Genomic DNA, 15,026 nt, shown 5'->3' on the forward strand with positions numbered 1-15,026 from the left:
GCGCGGACTCCGGGGTGGTGGTCACAGCGAACTGGTCACAGCGAACTGGTCGCAGGGAACTGGTCGCATGAACTGGTTGCGTGAACTGGTTGCGTCCACACAATCATTGTAAACACACAATCATTGTGTTGACGCAAGCAATTCGGGCGACCGGTCCCGCACGCACCCGCCCCCACTCAGCGCCCGCGCCCCTCCACCACGTCCACCACGTCCACCCCCTCCACCATCGGCGCCACCCCGTCGAGCAGGGCCCGGAGGCCGAGTTCGAAGATCTTGTCGAGGTCGAGGTCGTAGCCGTGCTCACCCAGGGCCGCGACCGCCCCGGTGAAGACCGGGAAGCGGCCGGACGCCGTCAGGCCGCGCAGGGCGGGGGCGCGGCTGTCCATCCACTGGTCCTCCGTCTGTCCCGTGGCGGCCTGGGCGTGCGCCTCCCACTCCAGGTGCACCGCCAGGCCCTGGACATGTCCGTACACGAGGACATGGAGGTCGAACAGCGTGCCGGGATCGAGGCCGTGGCCGTCGAGCGCGGCGAGCGCCCATTCGCCGTGGACCATCAGATTGGGCAGGAGCAGCGGGCGGGTGAGCGCACCGAGCTGGGCCAGCCAGGGGTGCCTGCGGTAGAGGGTCCACAGGGTCCGGGCGCCCAGTTCGAGGCGGGCCCGCCAGCCCTCGGGCGGCTCGGCGGGATAGGTCTCCTCGCCGAACGCGGCGTCGGCCATGAGCAGGACGAGTTCGTCCTTGCCGGGGACGTGGCGGTAGGGCGACATGGCGGCGACGCCGAGCCGGGCCGCGACCCCGCGCATGGAGAGCGCGGCCAGTCCTTCCGCGTCGGCGATGTCGACGGCGGCGCGGACGATGCGGTCGAGGGTCAGTTCCCGGTCGGGGCCCGCGGTGTCCGGCGCGGACGCGGGCCTGCGCGACGGCGCGGCGGGAACGGCCCCGGCCACGACGGTACCGGCCCGGGGCCGGGCCTCGACCAGGCCCTCCAGACGCAGGGTGGTCAGGGCCTTGGCGGCGGTGGCCAGCGCGACCCCCCACTGTCCGGCGATCCGCCGGGTCGAGGGGACGCGCTCCCCCGGAGCGAGTTCACCGTCCGCGATACGGCGGCGGATCTCGGCGGCGATCCGCAGATAGGGCGGCTCGCCCGCGGCCGCTGTGGGCTTCGTCACGTACTCCTGCCTTCCTCTCCTGTACTAGCTCAGACGGTAGCAGCGAGGATGCGGAGCGGTGCCTGACTGTCCTAGTACAGCAACCCGCTTCTACCAGTTGGAACGCGGCATGCGTACGCCGTACGTTCAGACGCATACAGCGTACGCACACAAGGAGTCCTCCATGCAGACCGTGCTCGTCTCCGGCGGTGGGACCGCCGGGCCCGTCCTCGCCCACTGGCTGCTCCACCGCGGCTTCGCGCCCACCGTCGTGGAACGCGCCCCCGGGCCCCGCCCCGGCGGCCAGGCCGTCGACGTCCGCGGGGTCGCGCTCGACGTGGTCGAGCGGATGGGACTGCTGGAGCAGGTGAGGGACGTCCGCACACGGATGCGGGGCATGTCGGTCCTCGCGCCCGACGGCCGGGAGCTGCACCGCTCCACCGAGTCGACCTTCAGCAGCGGCCGGCTGGACAACGACGACGTCGAGCTGCTGCGCGAGGACCTGGTGCGGATCGTGTACGAACACACCCGCGCGGACGTCGAGTACGTCTTCGGCGACAGCGTCACCGCGCTCGACGAGCACGGGGAGGGGGTGCGCGCCGACTTCGCGCACGGGCCGTCCCGCGGCTTCGACCTGGTGATCGGGGCCGACGGTCTGCACTCGGCCGTGCGGCGGCTGGTCTTCGGCCCCGAGGAGCGGTTCGCGCACCCGCTCGGCAGCGGCCTCGCGGTGTTCGGCGCGGACAACTTCCTGGGCCTCAGGGACTGGCAGCTGTGGCTGCGGGACGGCGAGGAGGGCTTCGGCATCCTGCCCGTACGCGGCAACACCGAGCTGCGGATCGCCTTCGGCTTCCGCTCGGCGCCCCGGCCCACGGACCACCGCGACGACGGCTCCCTCCAGCGGTACGTCGCCGGGCGGCTGGCGTCGATGCGATGGGAGGGGGCGCGCCTGTCCGAGGCCGCCCGGCAGGCGACCGACTTCTACGGCGACGCCATGGCCCAGATCCGCATGGCGCACTGGTCGCGCGGCCGGGTGGCCCTGCTCGGGGACGCCGGATACTGCCCCTCCCCCCTCTCCGGCCAGGGCACCAGCCTCGCTCTCACGGGCGCCTACGTCCTGGCCGACTGCCTCGCCCGCACCCCGGGCGACCACCGCACCGCGTACGCCCGCTACGAACAGCGCATGCGCCCCTACGTCGCCCTCAACCAGTCCCTGGCCACCGAGAACCCCACCGGCCCCGCCTCCGAGGAGTCCGTGACCCGCGCCAAGAACGCCCTCACCCTGGACGACTGACGCCACCGCCCCGGCGGGTCCTCCGCATGAACCGCATGAACCGAATGAACCGAATGAACAAGGAGGGAGAAGGAGGGAGAACGGGGCAGAAGGGGAGTTCGCGGAACGGGGAGAAAAAACTTTCGCCGTGGATGTCGAGATGCCGTGGCCCGCTCCGTCCCCGGGGTGGAGGCGGCCACAATGGGGCGCACCAGGACCGAGGAGAGACACGATGGCCAAGTACCTGCTGCTCAAGCACTACCGCGGCGCACCGGCCTGTGCGAACGACGTGCCGATGGACCGGTGGACGCAGGAGGAGATCTCGGCACACATGAAGTACATGCACGACTTCGCGGCCCGGCTGGAGGAGACGGGGGAGTTCGTGGACGCGCAGGCGCTCGCGCCCGAGGGCACCTGGGTGCGGTACGACGGTGCGGGGCGGCCGCCGGTCACCGACGGCCCGTTCGCCGAGACCAAGGACCTCATCGCCGGCTGGATGGTGATCGACGTCGACAGCCACGAACGCGCGCTCGAACTGGCCGGGGAGCTGTCGGCCGCCCCCGGCAAGGACGGCGAGCCGCTCCACGAGTGGCTGGAGCTGCGCCCGTTCCTGTCCGCCCCGCCCACCGTCACGGAGTGACCCGGACGTGACCGCGCCGATGGACGAGGCCCTGCTGCGCGGGCTCACTCCCTATGTGCTCGGGATCCTCGTCCGCCGCGGAGCCGGCTTCGCCGCGGCCGAGGACGCCGTGCAGGACGCGCTGCTGGAGGCCCTGCGCGTCTGGCCGGACGAGCCGCCCCGGGATCCCAGGGGCTGGCTGGTCACGGTGGCCTGGCGGCGCTTCCTCGACGCGCGGCGGGCCGACACCGCCCGCCGCGCGCGGGAGGACCGCGTCGAGGAGGAACCGGCGGCCGGGCCCGTGCCCGACGCGGACGACACGCTCCGCCTGTACTTCCTGTGCGCCCACCCGTCGCTGACCCCGTCGTCGGCGGTCGCGCTCACCCTGCGCGCCGTCGGCGGCCTGACCACCCGGCAGATCGCGCGGGCGTACCTGGTGCCCGAGGCGACCATGGCGCAGCGCATCAGCCGGGCCAAGCGCACCGTCTCGACGGTGAAGTTCGACCGGCCCGGCGATGTCGCCACCGTGCTGCGCGTCCTCTATCTGGTCTTCAACGAGGGCTACTCGGGCGATGTCGACCTCGCCGCGGAGGCCATCCGGCTCACCCGGCAGCTCGCCGCTGCGATCGACCACCCCGAGGTGGCGGGGCTGCTCGCCCTGATGCTGCTCCACCACGCCCGGCGCGCCGCCCGGACCGCGCCCGACGGCTCGCTCGTGCCGCTCGCCGAGCAGGACCGCGGCCGGTGGGACACCAGGGCGATCGCCGAGGGCGTGGCGATCCTCCAGGGGGCGCTCGCCCGCGACCAGTTGGGCGAGTACCAGGCACAGGCCGCCGTCGCCGCGCTGCACGCCGACGCGCCCACCGCCCAGGAGACCGACTGGGTGCAGATCGTCGAGTGGTACGACGAACTGGTGCGGCTGACCGGGAGCCCGGTCGTCCGGCTCAACCGGGCGGTCGCGGTCGGGGAGGCGGACGGGCCGCGCGCCGGTCTCGCCGCGCTCGCCGCGCTGGACGACTCGCTCCCCCGGCACACGGCGGCGGCCGCGTACCTCCACGAGCGCGACGGCGACCCGGCGACGGCGGCACGGCTGTACGCGGAGGCCGCGGGCAAGGCGTCCAGCCTGGCCGAACGCGATCACCTGACCCGCCAGGCCGCCCGACTCAACTCCCGCGGGTGACAGGAACATCGGGTCGGTGCCAAAGAGGTCGGTGCCGGACAGGACAGTGCCGGAGGGGTCAGTGCCGGACGGGACAGTGCCAACGGGTCAATGCCGGAGGGATCCGTCCGCGTCGGCGTCGGCCGTGGCCAGCAGCCCTTCGGCGCCGCCTTCCAGCGTCCGGGCGATCTCGGCCGAGCGCGGCAGCATCGTCTCCTCGTAGCGGCGTACGGCGTCGTCGACGGTGGCCGAACCGGCGAGGGCGAGGGCCAGTTCGGCGGCGTCGAGCATGGCGAGGTTGACGCCGACGCCGAGCGGCGGCATGAGGTGAGCGGCATCGCCCAGCAGCGTCACGCCGGGGGTGTGCTCCCAGGTGTGCGGCACCGGGAGGGCGTACAGCGGACGGTCGACGTAGGGGCCGTCGTTGTCGGTGATCAGCCGCAGGAGCTGCGGTGACCAGGACGCGTACGTGTCCAGCAGATGGGCGCGGATGCCCTCGGTGTCCCGCGGACGCAGTCCGTTCGCCGTGATCCAGTCCGCCGGGACCCGCTGCATGATGTAGACGCGCAGATGGCCGCCGCTGCCGCGCTGCGCGAACAGCCCGCGCTCGCCGTCGGCGGCATGGGCGCTGCCCAGACCGACCAGCGCGGCGATCTCGGGGTGGGCGCGCTCCACGTCGTCGAACCACGCCTCCAGGAAGCTGACCCCGGTGTAGCGGGGTGTCGCGGGCGACAGGGCGGCGCGGACGCGGGAGCGGGCGCCGTCCGCGCCGATCACCAGGTCCGCCTCGCAGGTGGTGCCGTCCGTGAAGGTCAGGGTGCGCGGTCCGGCGGCTGGGCCGTCCACCGAGGCGAGGGTGCGGCCCCACCGGACGGTCCCGGGGGCCAGTGAGCGCAGCAGGAGACCGCGCAGTTGCCCGCGGTCGATCTCGGGTGTGGCCGTCTCGCCCTCCCGCGGCAGATGGTGGGCGAGGAGGCGCCCCGAAGGGTCAAGACCGCGCATCTCCTGGCTCTCGAAGCGGGCGAGCGCGAAGAACTCCTCCAGCAGGCCCGCCTCGCGCAGGGCGAGCTGGCCGTCGTCCTCGTGCAGGTCGAGCGAGCCGCCCTGGTCACGGGAGTCCGCGTCCCGGTCCCGGTCGTGGACCGTCACCTCGATGCCGTGCCGTTGCAGGACGCGTGCGCAGGTGAGGCCGCCCGGACCGGCGCCTATGACGCTGATCCGCGCCTGTGCGGGTGTGGGGTTCATGGGGTTCCTCTCGTCGGCGGGTCGGCGGGTCGGCGGGCGCGGCGGCGCCCGGCGGTGCGCCGTATGAACCACCAAAGCAGAAATGAGTCAGAAACTGCAACTGTTCAAGTTTTTGCTTCGCTTCACTTACTGGCTCACTTCAGTGCCGGTGTCGATGCGGAAACGGCCCTGTTCCAGGCTTCGGGTAGAGTGCGGGCATGCCCGACTCCCCGACCGTCGGCCGCCGCGAGCGCAAGAAGGCCGCGACCCGGCAGGCCATCGCCGACGCCGCCCTGGAGCTCTTCACGGAGCACGGCTTCGACCAGGTGAGCGTCCGCGACGTCGCGGACCGCGCCGATGTGTCGACGACGACCCTCTTCGCGCACTTCCCGAGCAAGGAGGCGCTGGTCTTCGACCGCGACGCGGACAACGAGGCGCGGCTCGCCGCCGCCGTCCGCGACCGGCCCGCGGGCCAGGACGTGGTCGAGGCGCTGCGGGCGCACGCGCTGGAGTCCTGGGTGGCGGTCTCCGCGGATCCGCGGCACGAGCGGTTCACGGCGCTGGTGGAGCAGACCCCCGCGCTGCGCGAGTACGCGGAACGCATGTGGATGCGGCACGCCGGTACCCTCGGCGCCGCGATCGCCGGGGAACTCGGCCGGGAGCCGGACGATCTCGCCTGCTCGGCGCTGGCCCGGTTCGTCCTGGAGATCCCGGCCCTGACCGCGGGCAGGCACGACGCGCGCGCCACCGTGGAGACCGTGTTCGACCTGCTGGTCCACGGCTGGCGCTCACGGTACGGCGACGGCACCGGCGACGGGCACGGAACCCGCGTGAGCCCACCGGCGCCGCCCGCGCCACCGGCCCCGCCCCAGCGACCGGCCCCACCCGAGCCACCGCTTCCGCCCGCGCCGCCGGTTCCGCCGAGGCCCGCCGGATCCCCCTGAGCCGCCCCGCCCGGTTGGTCCGGGTGATCCGGGTGATCCGGGTGATCCGGTCGTGCACGGCGCGCGGGCCGGACCCTGTGGGCCGCACGGCGGGGTGGTTCTCGGTACACCCCCATGGGGGTGCTGGACCGTTGGTGGGCCGAACGGGCCGTCCATAGCGTGGTGTTCATGACGGATGACACGAACAAGGAACGAAAAGGCGCCACCCGGCGGGCGGCACTGTGTGGGCTGGGACTCGTGGCGGGAGGCACGGCGCTGGCCGCCGGGCTCGGAACCTCGTCGGCCGCGGCGGCCACGCGTCGCGGGCCCGTGACGTACGTGCTGGTGCACGGTACCCACAGCGCGGGCGCGTTCTGGATGCCGATCGCGCGGGAACTGGTGCTGCGCGGCCACCGCGTCGTCATGGTGGACCAGCCGCGGCACGGCGCGGAGGCTTTCGTGGCGGAGTCGTACCAGCGGCAGGACCTCGCGGCGATGGCGGTCGAGCCCTCCCCGCTGAAGGGCCTCGGGCTGGACGACTACGAGGCGCGCGTCACGGGCATCGTGCGGCGGGCCGCACGCAGCGGCCCGGTGGTGCTGGTCGGGCACAGCCTGGGCGGCGTGTCGGTCAGCCGGGTCGGCGAAGCCGTCCCGCATCTGCTGCACCACATCTGCTACATGGCGGCCTTCTGCCCCAGCCGCGTCATGCCCACGGCGGACGCCTGCACGGCGGCACCGGAGAACGCGAACGCCGTCAGCCCGGTGGAGCTGACGGTGGGTGACCCGGACCGGCTCGGGGTGCTGCGGCTGAACTTCCGTACCGGTGTCAGCGGTGAGCTGGCCCTCCTGAAGGAGATGATCTGCGCGGACTACCCCGACGCCGACTTCCGCCGGATCCTGGCGGGCATGCAGACCGACGAGCCCGTCGCCGCCTACGCGGGCCGGGCGGTCGGCCGGCCCGGCACCTGGGGACGTATTCCCCGCACATATCTGCGGTTCGGCGAGGACCGTACGATCGCCACCGCGCTCCAGGACAGAATGATCGCGGAGGCCGACGCGTCCACACCCGGCAACAGGTTCCGCGTGCACGACTTCCCCGGCGCGTCACACGTCGGCCCGCTGGACCCCACCCCGGTCGCGGACGCCCTGGACACACTCGCGGGGCCGAGGGGCTGAGGTGTTTCCACCGCTCCCGTGGCCCCGGCCGGACAGGTCCTGGTCCGGCCCCGGCGCCGTCCTGGCTCCGGGCACGCCGAGGACGGCGAGCATCGCGCGGGTGGCCGGGCCGGGGTTGAACCGGCTCCAGGCCAGGCACTCGATCCGGCGCGGCCCGTCGGTCACCGGGACCAGCGCGAGGGCCGGGTCGGCCGCGGCCACCGGGCGGATGTACGCCGAGGGCAGCAGGCCGACGCCGAGCCCGCGCGCGATCAGCCCGGTGATCAGTTCGACGGCCCCGGCCTCGTAGGCGACCTCGCGGCCCAGTCCGGCGGCGGCGAACGCCTGGTCGGACTGGGCCCGGCCGGGCGTCCCGGCCGCGAAGTCCACGAACGTCTCCCCGGCGAGGTCGCGCAGGGCGACCCGGGCCGCGTCCGCCAGCCGGTGCCCGGCGGGAACCACCAGCACATGCTCGTCGTGGTCGAGGACGATGCTCTCCACACCGGACGGCTCCTGTCCCTCCGGCAGCCCCAGGAAGGCGATGTCCAGGTCGCCGTCGCGGATCGCGGCCACCAGTTCGTCGCTGCGCCCGGACCGCAGGACGACCTGGACGTCCGGGTGCCGGGCGCGATAGCGCTGGAGCAGTTCGGGTACGTCCACGGCGGCCGTCGTCACGATCACGCCGACCGCGAGCCGCCCGCGCACCGCTCCGGTCGCGGCGGCGGCGTCGGCCACCGCGCGGTCGGCGGCGGCCAGGCACTCGCGCGCGGCGGCCAGGAAGGCCGCACCGGCCCCGGTCAGCTCGACCCGGCGGCTGGAACGGGCGAACAGCCGTACGCCCAGCTCCCGTTCCAGCCCGGCGATGCGGTGGCTCAGGGACGACTGCACCACCGAGCAGCGCTCGGCGGCCCGGGTGAAGTTGCGCGTCTCGGCCACGGCGACGACGTACCGCATCTGCTGGAGATCCACCCATCCATCGTCCTTGTTCATGACTGTGATGACAACCATGCTTTGGAAGCATGGCGGGAGACGGCCGAGACTCCCTCCATGCATGCCTCGCACCTCTCGCCCTCCCCGGCCAGGTGGTCCCCCGGTCCGTCACCCGCCTCCACCGCGCGGCGGACCGCGACGACCCTCGCGCTGACCGCGCTGGCCCCCGCGTCCTGGGGCACGACGTACGCCGTGACCACGGAGCTGCTGCCGCCCGGACATCCGCTGTTCGCCGGGCTGATGCGCGCCCTGCCCGCCGGGCTGCTCGCGCTGGCGCTCACCCGGGTGCTGCCGCGCGGCGCCTGGTGGGGGAAGGCCGCCGTGCTCGGCGTGCTCAACATCGGCGCCTTCTTCCCGCTGCTGTTCCTGGCCGCCGAGCGGCTGCCCGGCGGGGTCGCCGCCACGCTCGGCGCCGCGCAGCCGCTGCTGGTCGCCGCGCTGGCCGCCGCGGTGCTCCGCGACCGCCCCACCGCCTGGCGGCTGGCCTGGGGGGTGATCGGCGTGATCGGGATCGGCCTCGTCGTGCTCGGCCCGCAGGCCGGTCTGGACACGGTCGGGGTGGTGGCCGGGCTCGGCGGCACGGCCACCATGGCGGCCGGGGTCGTCCTCACCAAGCGCTGGGGCCGCCCGGAAGGGGTCGGCCCACTGGCGCTGGCGGGCTGGCAGCTGACGGCCGGCGGTCTGCTGCTGCTCCCGCTCACCCTCACGGTCGAGGGCGTACCCCGGCACCTCGGCGCCGCGGCGGCCGGAGGCTACCTGTGGCTCGGCAGCATGGGCGGGCTGATCGCGTACACGCTGTGGTTCCGCGGGATAGGCCGGCTCCCGGTCGGCGCGTCCGCGCCGCTGGTGCTGCTGTCCCCGCTGGTCGCGGCCGTCGTCGGGCTGGCGCTCGGCGAGTCGCTGAGCCTGCTCCAGGTCCTCGGCTTCCTCCTCGCGCTGGCCGCCCTGCTCGCCGCGCAGCTCCGGCCCCCGGCCCGGCGCACCCCGCTCCCCCGCACCCGGCCGGCCGCGCCCCGGTCACCGGAGACCGCTCCGATCCCAGGAGGACGGACACGATGAACGCGACACGATCCCCTGTGACGCATTCCCGTACGAGGACGATCGCCGTGCTCGGCGGCACCGGCATGGTCGGCAGCCGGGTGGTCGCCGAGGCCGCCGCCCGCGGGCACCGGGTGCTCGCCCTGGCCCGGAAGCCCCCGCGCGAGGTTCCCGGTTCCACTCCCGTCACCGTGGACGCCACCGACGCCGACGCGCTGCGTACGGCCCTGTCCGGCGCCGCCGCACCCGGCGGTGTGGACGCCGTCGTCCTGAGCGTACGGACCGAACCGGCCGACGAGGAGTTCCTGGTCGGTGTCACCCGTACGGTGCTGGACGCCGCCGTACCGCTCGGCGCGCGCGTCCTGGTGGTCGGCGGCGCCGGTGCGCTGCGCAGTCCGGGGGCCCCGGGGCTGCGGGTCGCGGACGACCCCGCCCACGTGCCCGCCGCCTTCCGGCCGGTCGCCGCCGCCGGGGTCGCCCAACTGCGGGCCTGCCGGGCGCACACCGGCGCCGACTGGGTCTATCTGAGCCCGCCCGCGACGCTGGAGCCCGGTGCGCGCACCGGACGCTACCGGCGCGGCACCGACACCCTGCTCACCGACGCGGGCGGCCGCTCCTGGATCAGCGCCGAGGACCTGGCCGTCGCCGTGCTCGACGAACTGGAGCACCCGGGGCCCGACCGCCACATCACCGCGGTCCATCGCGACCCCGGCACATGACATCATCACCGGCCGGGCCTCAGGGGTCCGGCCGGTACGAGGACGGTGGTCGGCCTCGTGGACGTGGTCGGCGTGGTCGGCGTGATGGACGAGGTCGACGTGATGGACATGGTGGACGAGGTCGACGTGGTGGACGAGGTCGACGTGGTGGACGAGGTCGACGTGGTGGACGTGGTGGACGGCTGGGAGTGGGACGACACGTTGTTCGCGGGGTGCGCTCCTCATTACACGCGCGGCCGACTGCCCTACGCCCCCGGGCTCGGCGACACGCTCGCCGGGGCGCTGGGGCTCGACGGGCGGGCGCGTCTGATCGACGTGGGCTGCGGTCCCGGTACCGTCGCCCTGGCGCTGGCCCCCTGGTGCGGTGAGATCGTCGGGGTGGATCCGGACGGCGGGATGATCGCCGAGGCCGAACGGGTGTGCGCCGAGCGGGCGTTGGAAGCGAAGGCGCGCTGGGTCCGGGCGCGGGCCGAGGAACTGCCCGCCGGGCTCGGCACGTTCGACGTGGCCGTCTTCGCCCAGTCCTTCCACTGGACGGACCGCGAGCTGGTGGCGGCGACCGTCAAGGGCATGCTGCGGACCGGCGGTTCACTGGTGCATGTCTCGGACCTGAAGCCGGAGGGCGCCCGGGTGGCCGCCGTCGAGGGGCTGCCGCATCCGGCGGTGCCCCACGCGGCGATCGGGGAGCTGGTCCGGGAGCGCCTCGGACCGGTCCGCCGGGCCGGGCGGGGCGTCCTGACGCGGGGAACTCCCGGCGGTGAGGCGGAGATCCTGGCCCGCGCTGGCTTCCGCGGTCCGCGACGGCTCGTCGTCCCGGGCGCTCCGCCACTGGTCCGCACGGCGGACGACGTCGTCGCGGGGGTGTTCTCCATGTCCTTCTCGGCCCCGCACCTCTTCGGCCCGCACCTGGCCGCCTTCGAGGCGGACCTGCGCCGCCTGCTGCACCGGGCCTCTCCCGCGGACCGCTTCAGTGAACTCCCGCCGGACACCGAGGTGTTCGTCTGGGGGGCCTGAGCCGGTCGGCGACACGGTCACGGCGCACCGCACGCGCACCGCACGCGGACAACCCACGGAACACGCGCGGACCCGTCCGGAGGGTCAACCTGCCTCCGCCCAGCGCTCGTTCCAGCGCGGGCGGTCGGCTCCGGCGGTGGCCAGACGGGTGTGCTCCAGGCGGGCCGTCTCCAGCAGCAGCCGCCAGGACGTCACCGTGGGCCGACGGCGGAGCAGGGCCCGCCGCTCACGCTCCGTCATGCCGCCCCAGACACCGTGTTCGATCCGGTTGTCGAGCGCGTGCGCCAGGCACTCGGTGCGCACGGGGCAGCCGGTGCACACCATCTTCGCTCTGTTCTGGGCGGCTCCCTCAACGAACAGCTCATCCGGATCCGCGGTCCGGCACGCCGCCCGCTCGCCCCACTCCTCGTTGTCCCCAACCACCCCGGCGCCGTCCTCTCCCCATATGGCCAGCGGTTTTCCGCCCGGTTTGCGGGCAGGCACGTGACAGTACGGCAGTTGGGCATATGCCGTCAGTGCCTGCCGCCTCCGTTCCACACCTTCGGGTGACCCGGATTGCGGGCGTGTAAAGCCTGGGGGTATAGGGAAGTTCGGGACGGCGAACGTTGCGCGGGCGGGCGCCGGGACGGCTGATCCTGCGGTGCCGACGGCTGACCCCGTGGTGTCAGCGGGCCATCAGGTCCCGGAGCGCCCGCGCGATGTCGCCGGGTGCCTCCTCGGCCATGAAGTGCCCGCAGGAGACGGTGGAGTGGTGCAGGTCCGCCGCCCAGGCACCCCACAGGGCGGCGGCCTCGTAGCCGAGTGCGGCGCCCCAGTCCTGCTGGAGCACCGAGACCGGCATCGTGAGCCGGCTGCCCCGGGCGCGGTCCGCCGTGTCGTGCTCCACGTCGATCCCGGCCGAGGCCCGGTAGTCGGCCACGATGGAGGGCACGGCCTCGCGGCAGGCGGCCAGGTAGGCGGCGCGGACGTCGGCGGGCAGGGCGGCGGGGTCGTTCGCCCACAGGTCGAGGAAGTGGGCGAAGAACGCGTCGGGGCTCGCGCCGATCAGCGTCTCGGGCAGTCCGGGCGGCTGGGCCATCAGATACAGGTGGAAGCCCACGGCGGCCGTCGTGCCGCGCAGCGCCTCCCACATGTCCAGGGTCGGCAGGACGTCCAGGCAGGCGAGGTGGGTGACGGCGTCCGGGTGGTCGAGTCCGGCCCGGAAGGCCACCAGGGCGCCGCGGTCGTGGCCCGCCAGGGCGAAGCGCTCGTGTCCCAGGGCGCGTGCGAGCCGTACGGTGTCGCGGGCCATGGTCCGCTTGGCGTAGGTGTCCGGGCCGTCCTCGCGCGGCTTGTCGCTGGCGCCGTAGCCGCGCAGGTCGGGGCAGATCACCGTGTGGTCGGCCGCCAGGTCGGCGGCGACGTGCCGCCACATCAGATGGGTCTGCGGGAAGCCGTGCAGCAGGACGACCGGCGCCCCGCTGCCGCCGACGGCGACGTTCAGCTCGACGTCCTCGTCGACACGGATCCGCCGGAGTCCGAATCCCGGGATGGTGGGTGCCATGGCGCTGCTCCTCGTGGTGTGCGATGGGGTGTCTCGTGGTGTGCGATGGGGTGTCTCGTGGTGTGTGGTGCGGTGGGCGATGCGGCATGTGGTGGCGTGCGGTGTATGTCGTGTGGTGTGTGTCGTGCGGTGACCAGGGTGCGGGCCGTGGATCAGCAACGGATGAACGCTTGTAGGTTGGTCGGACCGGCGGGTGCGAAGGGACGGATGTGGAGATCGGGGTGCTGGGGGCCGTGGCCGCCTGGGACGAGGACGGCGGTCCGGTCGCGCTCAAGGGGCCGAGGCACCGCGCGGTCCTGGCCCGGCTGGTCGTCGCCCACCGGCGGGTGGTACCGGTGGCCCGGCTGGTCGAGGACCTGTGGGACGAGCCGCCCGCGGGCGCGGTGGGCTCCGTCCGCACCTTCGTCGGTGATCTGCGCCGGGCCCTCGAACCGGACCGGCCGCCCAGGACCCCGCCCCGGCTGCTGGTCACCGAGGGGCCCGGCTACGCGCTGCGGGCCGCGCCGGACGACGTGGACGCGTGGCGGTTCACCCGGGCGGTGGAGGGCCTGGCCGACGCGGGACCCGAACGGGTGGCGGCCGGGCTCGCCGAGGCACTGGGGTGGTGGCGCGGTCCCGCCTACGCGGACGTCGGCGACGCCCGCTGGGCGCGTACGGAACGCACCCGGCTCACCGAACTGCGCCTGCACGCCGTGGAGCGCCGCGCCGAGGCCCGTATCGCCCTCGGGGAGGGCGCCGCGGCCGTGGCGGACCTGGACGCGCATGTCACCGAACACCCGTGGCGCGAGGACGCCTGGCGGCTGCTGGCCCTGGCGCTGTACCGGTCGGGGCGGCAGGGGGACGCGCTGTCGGTGCTGCGGCGGGCGCGCGCCCTGCTGCGCGAACGGCTCGGTGTCGATCCGGGCCCGCGGCTGCGCCGCCTGGAGGAGGACGTCCTGCGGCAGGCCGCCCACCTGGAAGGACCCGGCCCCGGCCCTGGCACCGGGTCCCGCGTCGACGACGTGTGGCACGAGGCGACCGCCGCGTACGAGAGCGTGCTGGCCGCGCGGGCGCGGACCCGGCTGGAGTCCACGGCGGGACTGATGCGGGACCTGGCGGTGACCGGCGGCGGTGGCCTGGAGGCGGCCCGGCGGCACCGGGTGGCGGCGGTGGCCGCGGCGGAGGGCCTCGGCGATCCGGAGCTGACGGCGCGGGTGATCGGCGTGTTCGACGTACCGGCCGTCTGGACGCGTTCCGACGATCCGGAACAGGCCCGGTGGCTGGTGGGCGCGGCCGAGCGGACGCTCGCCCGGCTGCCCGCCGAGGGGCAGGACGCGACGCGCTGCCGACTGCTGGCGACCGTCGCCGTGGAGTCCCGGGGCGCGCTGCCCGCCGACCCGGCGGCCGGGGCGGCGGCGCGTCCGCTGCGGGCCGCCCGGCAGGCGGAGGAGATCGCCCGCCGCCTCGGCGACGCCGCCCTGCTGTGCTTCGCGCTGAACGGCACCTTCATGCAGACGTTCCGGCGGGCGGGGCTCGCCGCCCGCCGGGACGCGATCGGCGCGGAGGTGGTCGCGCTGGCGGCACGGCACGGTCTGGCCCGGTACGAGGTGCTCGGCCGTCTCGTCCGGATGCAGGCGCGCTGCGCCGTGGCGGACCTGGCCGGTGCCGACCGGCACGCGGCCGCCGCCGACGCGCTGGCCGAGCGGCACGATCTGCCGCTGGTGCAGGTGTTCACCACCTGGTACCGGGCGCTGCGCACCGCCATGACCGGCCCGCCGGACACGGCCCTGGCCGCCTACGAGGCCGCCGGTGCCCGGCTGCGCGATGCGGGCATGCCCGGCCTGACGGAGGGTCTGCTGCCGCTGGCGCTGCTGAGCGTACGGCTGCGGCACGGGCTGCCGTACGAGGGCCCGCCCGTCGAGGACTGGGGGCCCTACGCGCCGTGGGTGCGCCCGCTGCTCCTGCTGGGCGAGGGCCGTCCCGAGGAGGCGGCGCGGGCGCTGACCGGGGTGCCGTCGCCGCCGCGCGACCTGATGTACGAGGCCATGTGGTGCCTGGTGGCGCGGGCCGCGGCGGCGGTGGGCGACCCGGACACGGCGGCTCGGGCCCGGACGGCACTGACACCCGCCGCCCCCGAACAGGCGGGCGCGGGCAGCGGCCTGATCACCCTGGGCACGGTGACGGAACACCTGGACCTGCTGGCCGCCGTACCGCCGAGGCGCTGGTGAGCCCTCCCCCGCCT

14 protein-coding genes are annotated in these 15,026 nt (G+C 74.6%); 9 read left to right on the plus strand and 5 right to left on the minus strand.

Annotated features, from left to right (window positions below; all coding sequences use genetic code 11):
- Positions 1-176: 176 nt before the first annotated feature.
- Complete coding sequence (locus ACWDYF_RS11900; RefSeq protein ID WP_389465379.1) at positions 177-1,169, minus strand: TetR/AcrR family transcriptional regulator C-terminal domain-containing protein; 993 nt, start codon at positions 1,167-1,169, stop codon at positions 177-179.
- A gap of 163 nt (positions 1,170-1,332) precedes the next feature.
- On the opposite strand from ACWDYF_RS11900, the gene ACWDYF_RS11905 reads away from it, so the two are divergent.
- The 3 genes from ACWDYF_RS11905 to ACWDYF_RS11915 all read left to right on the plus strand — a co-directional run bounded on the left by ACWDYF_RS11905 (position 1,333) and on the right by ACWDYF_RS11915 (position 4,220).
- Positions 1,333-2,442 (plus strand): FAD-dependent monooxygenase, encoded by a 1,110-nt coding sequence (locus tag ACWDYF_RS11905; protein ID WP_389465376.1) that lies wholly within the window; start codon positions 1,333-1,335, stop codon positions 2,440-2,442.
- Between the two features lie 211 nt (positions 2,443-2,653).
- A complete protein-coding gene (locus tag ACWDYF_RS11910) occupies positions 2,654-3,061 on the plus strand; it encodes a YciI family protein (RefSeq protein ID WP_381742158.1) in 408 nt (135 codons plus the stop codon).
- A 19-nt stretch (positions 3,062-3,080) separates the two neighbouring features.
- The gene (locus ACWDYF_RS11915; RefSeq protein WP_389465720.1) at positions 3,081-4,220 is read left to right on the plus strand and encodes an RNA polymerase sigma factor; all 1,140 of its coding nucleotides are present in this window, start codon (positions 3,081-3,083) and stop codon (positions 4,218-4,220) included.
- Positions 4,221-4,307: 87 nt separating this feature from the next.
- Here the strand turns inward: ACWDYF_RS11915 and ACWDYF_RS11920 are convergent, their stop codons facing one another.
- Positions 4,308-5,444: an FAD-dependent oxidoreductase gene (locus ACWDYF_RS11920; protein WP_389465373.1), complete on the minus strand. Its 1,137-nt coding sequence runs from the start codon at positions 5,442-5,444 to the stop codon at positions 4,308-4,310.
- A 197-nt stretch (positions 5,445-5,641) separates the two neighbouring features.
- On the opposite strand from ACWDYF_RS11920, the gene ACWDYF_RS11925 reads away from it, so the two are divergent.
- Both ACWDYF_RS11925 and ACWDYF_RS11930 read left to right on the plus strand, forming a co-directional pair.
- Positions 5,642-6,367, plus strand: a complete 726-nt coding sequence (locus ACWDYF_RS11925) for a TetR/AcrR family transcriptional regulator (RefSeq protein WP_451584276.1) — start codon at positions 5,642-5,644, stop codon at positions 6,365-6,367.
- Between the two features lie 162 nt (positions 6,368-6,529).
- Positions 6,530-7,522, plus strand: a complete 993-nt coding sequence (locus ACWDYF_RS11930) for an alpha/beta hydrolase (RefSeq protein ID WP_389465369.1) — start codon at positions 6,530-6,532, stop codon at positions 7,520-7,522.
- On the opposite strand, the gene ACWDYF_RS11935 is transcribed toward ACWDYF_RS11930, so the two are convergent.
- Positions 7,451-8,470, minus strand: a complete 1,020-nt coding sequence (locus ACWDYF_RS11935; RefSeq protein ID WP_389465717.1) for a LysR family transcriptional regulator — start codon at positions 8,468-8,470, stop codon at positions 7,451-7,453. The two genes, ACWDYF_RS11930 and ACWDYF_RS11935, sit on opposite strands and share 72 nt — an antisense overlap.
- Before the next feature lie 78 nt (positions 8,471-8,548).
- Here ACWDYF_RS11935 and ACWDYF_RS11940 point away from each other — a divergent pair, with 78 nt between their 5' ends.
- The 3 genes from ACWDYF_RS11940 (at position 8,549) to ACWDYF_RS11950 (ending at position 11,262) form a co-directional block, all read left to right on the plus strand.
- A complete protein-coding gene (locus ACWDYF_RS11940; RefSeq protein ID WP_389465366.1) occupies positions 8,549-9,550 on the plus strand; it encodes an EamA family transporter in 1,002 nt (333 codons plus the stop codon).
- Positions 9,547-10,248 carry an NAD(P)-dependent oxidoreductase gene (locus ACWDYF_RS11945; RefSeq protein WP_389465363.1) on the plus strand — a complete coding sequence of 234 codons (702 nt, stop codon included), beginning with the start codon at positions 9,547-9,549 and terminating at the stop codon, positions 10,246-10,248. Before ACWDYF_RS11940 ends, ACWDYF_RS11945 begins: the two co-directional genes overlap by 4 nt.
- Before the next feature lie 171 nt (positions 10,249-10,419).
- Positions 10,420-11,262 carry a class I SAM-dependent methyltransferase gene (locus ACWDYF_RS11950; RefSeq protein ID WP_389465713.1) on the plus strand — a complete coding sequence of 281 codons (843 nt, stop codon included), beginning with the start codon at positions 10,420-10,422 and terminating at the stop codon, positions 11,260-11,262.
- A gap of 84 nt (positions 11,263-11,346) precedes the next feature.
- On the opposite strand, the gene ACWDYF_RS11955 is transcribed toward ACWDYF_RS11950, so the two are convergent.
- Positions 11,347-11,685: a WhiB family transcriptional regulator gene (locus ACWDYF_RS11955; protein ID WP_018565362.1), complete on the minus strand. Its 339-nt coding sequence runs from the start codon at positions 11,683-11,685 to the stop codon at positions 11,347-11,349.
- Between the two features lie 241 nt (positions 11,686-11,926).
- A complete protein-coding gene (locus ACWDYF_RS11960) occupies positions 11,927-12,805 on the minus strand; it encodes an alpha/beta fold hydrolase (RefSeq protein ID WP_389465361.1) in 879 nt (292 codons plus the stop codon).
- A gap of 209 nt (positions 12,806-13,014) precedes the next feature.
- Here ACWDYF_RS11960 and ACWDYF_RS11965 point away from each other — a divergent pair, with 209 nt between their 5' ends.
- The gene (locus ACWDYF_RS11965) at positions 13,015-15,012 is read left to right on the plus strand and encodes a BTAD domain-containing putative transcriptional regulator (protein WP_389465359.1); all 1,998 of its coding nucleotides are present in this window, start codon (positions 13,015-13,017) and stop codon (positions 15,010-15,012) included.
- The last annotated feature ends 14 nt before the right edge of the window (positions 15,013-15,026 follow it).

The organism is Streptomyces sp. NPDC003284, from assembly GCF_053589675.1.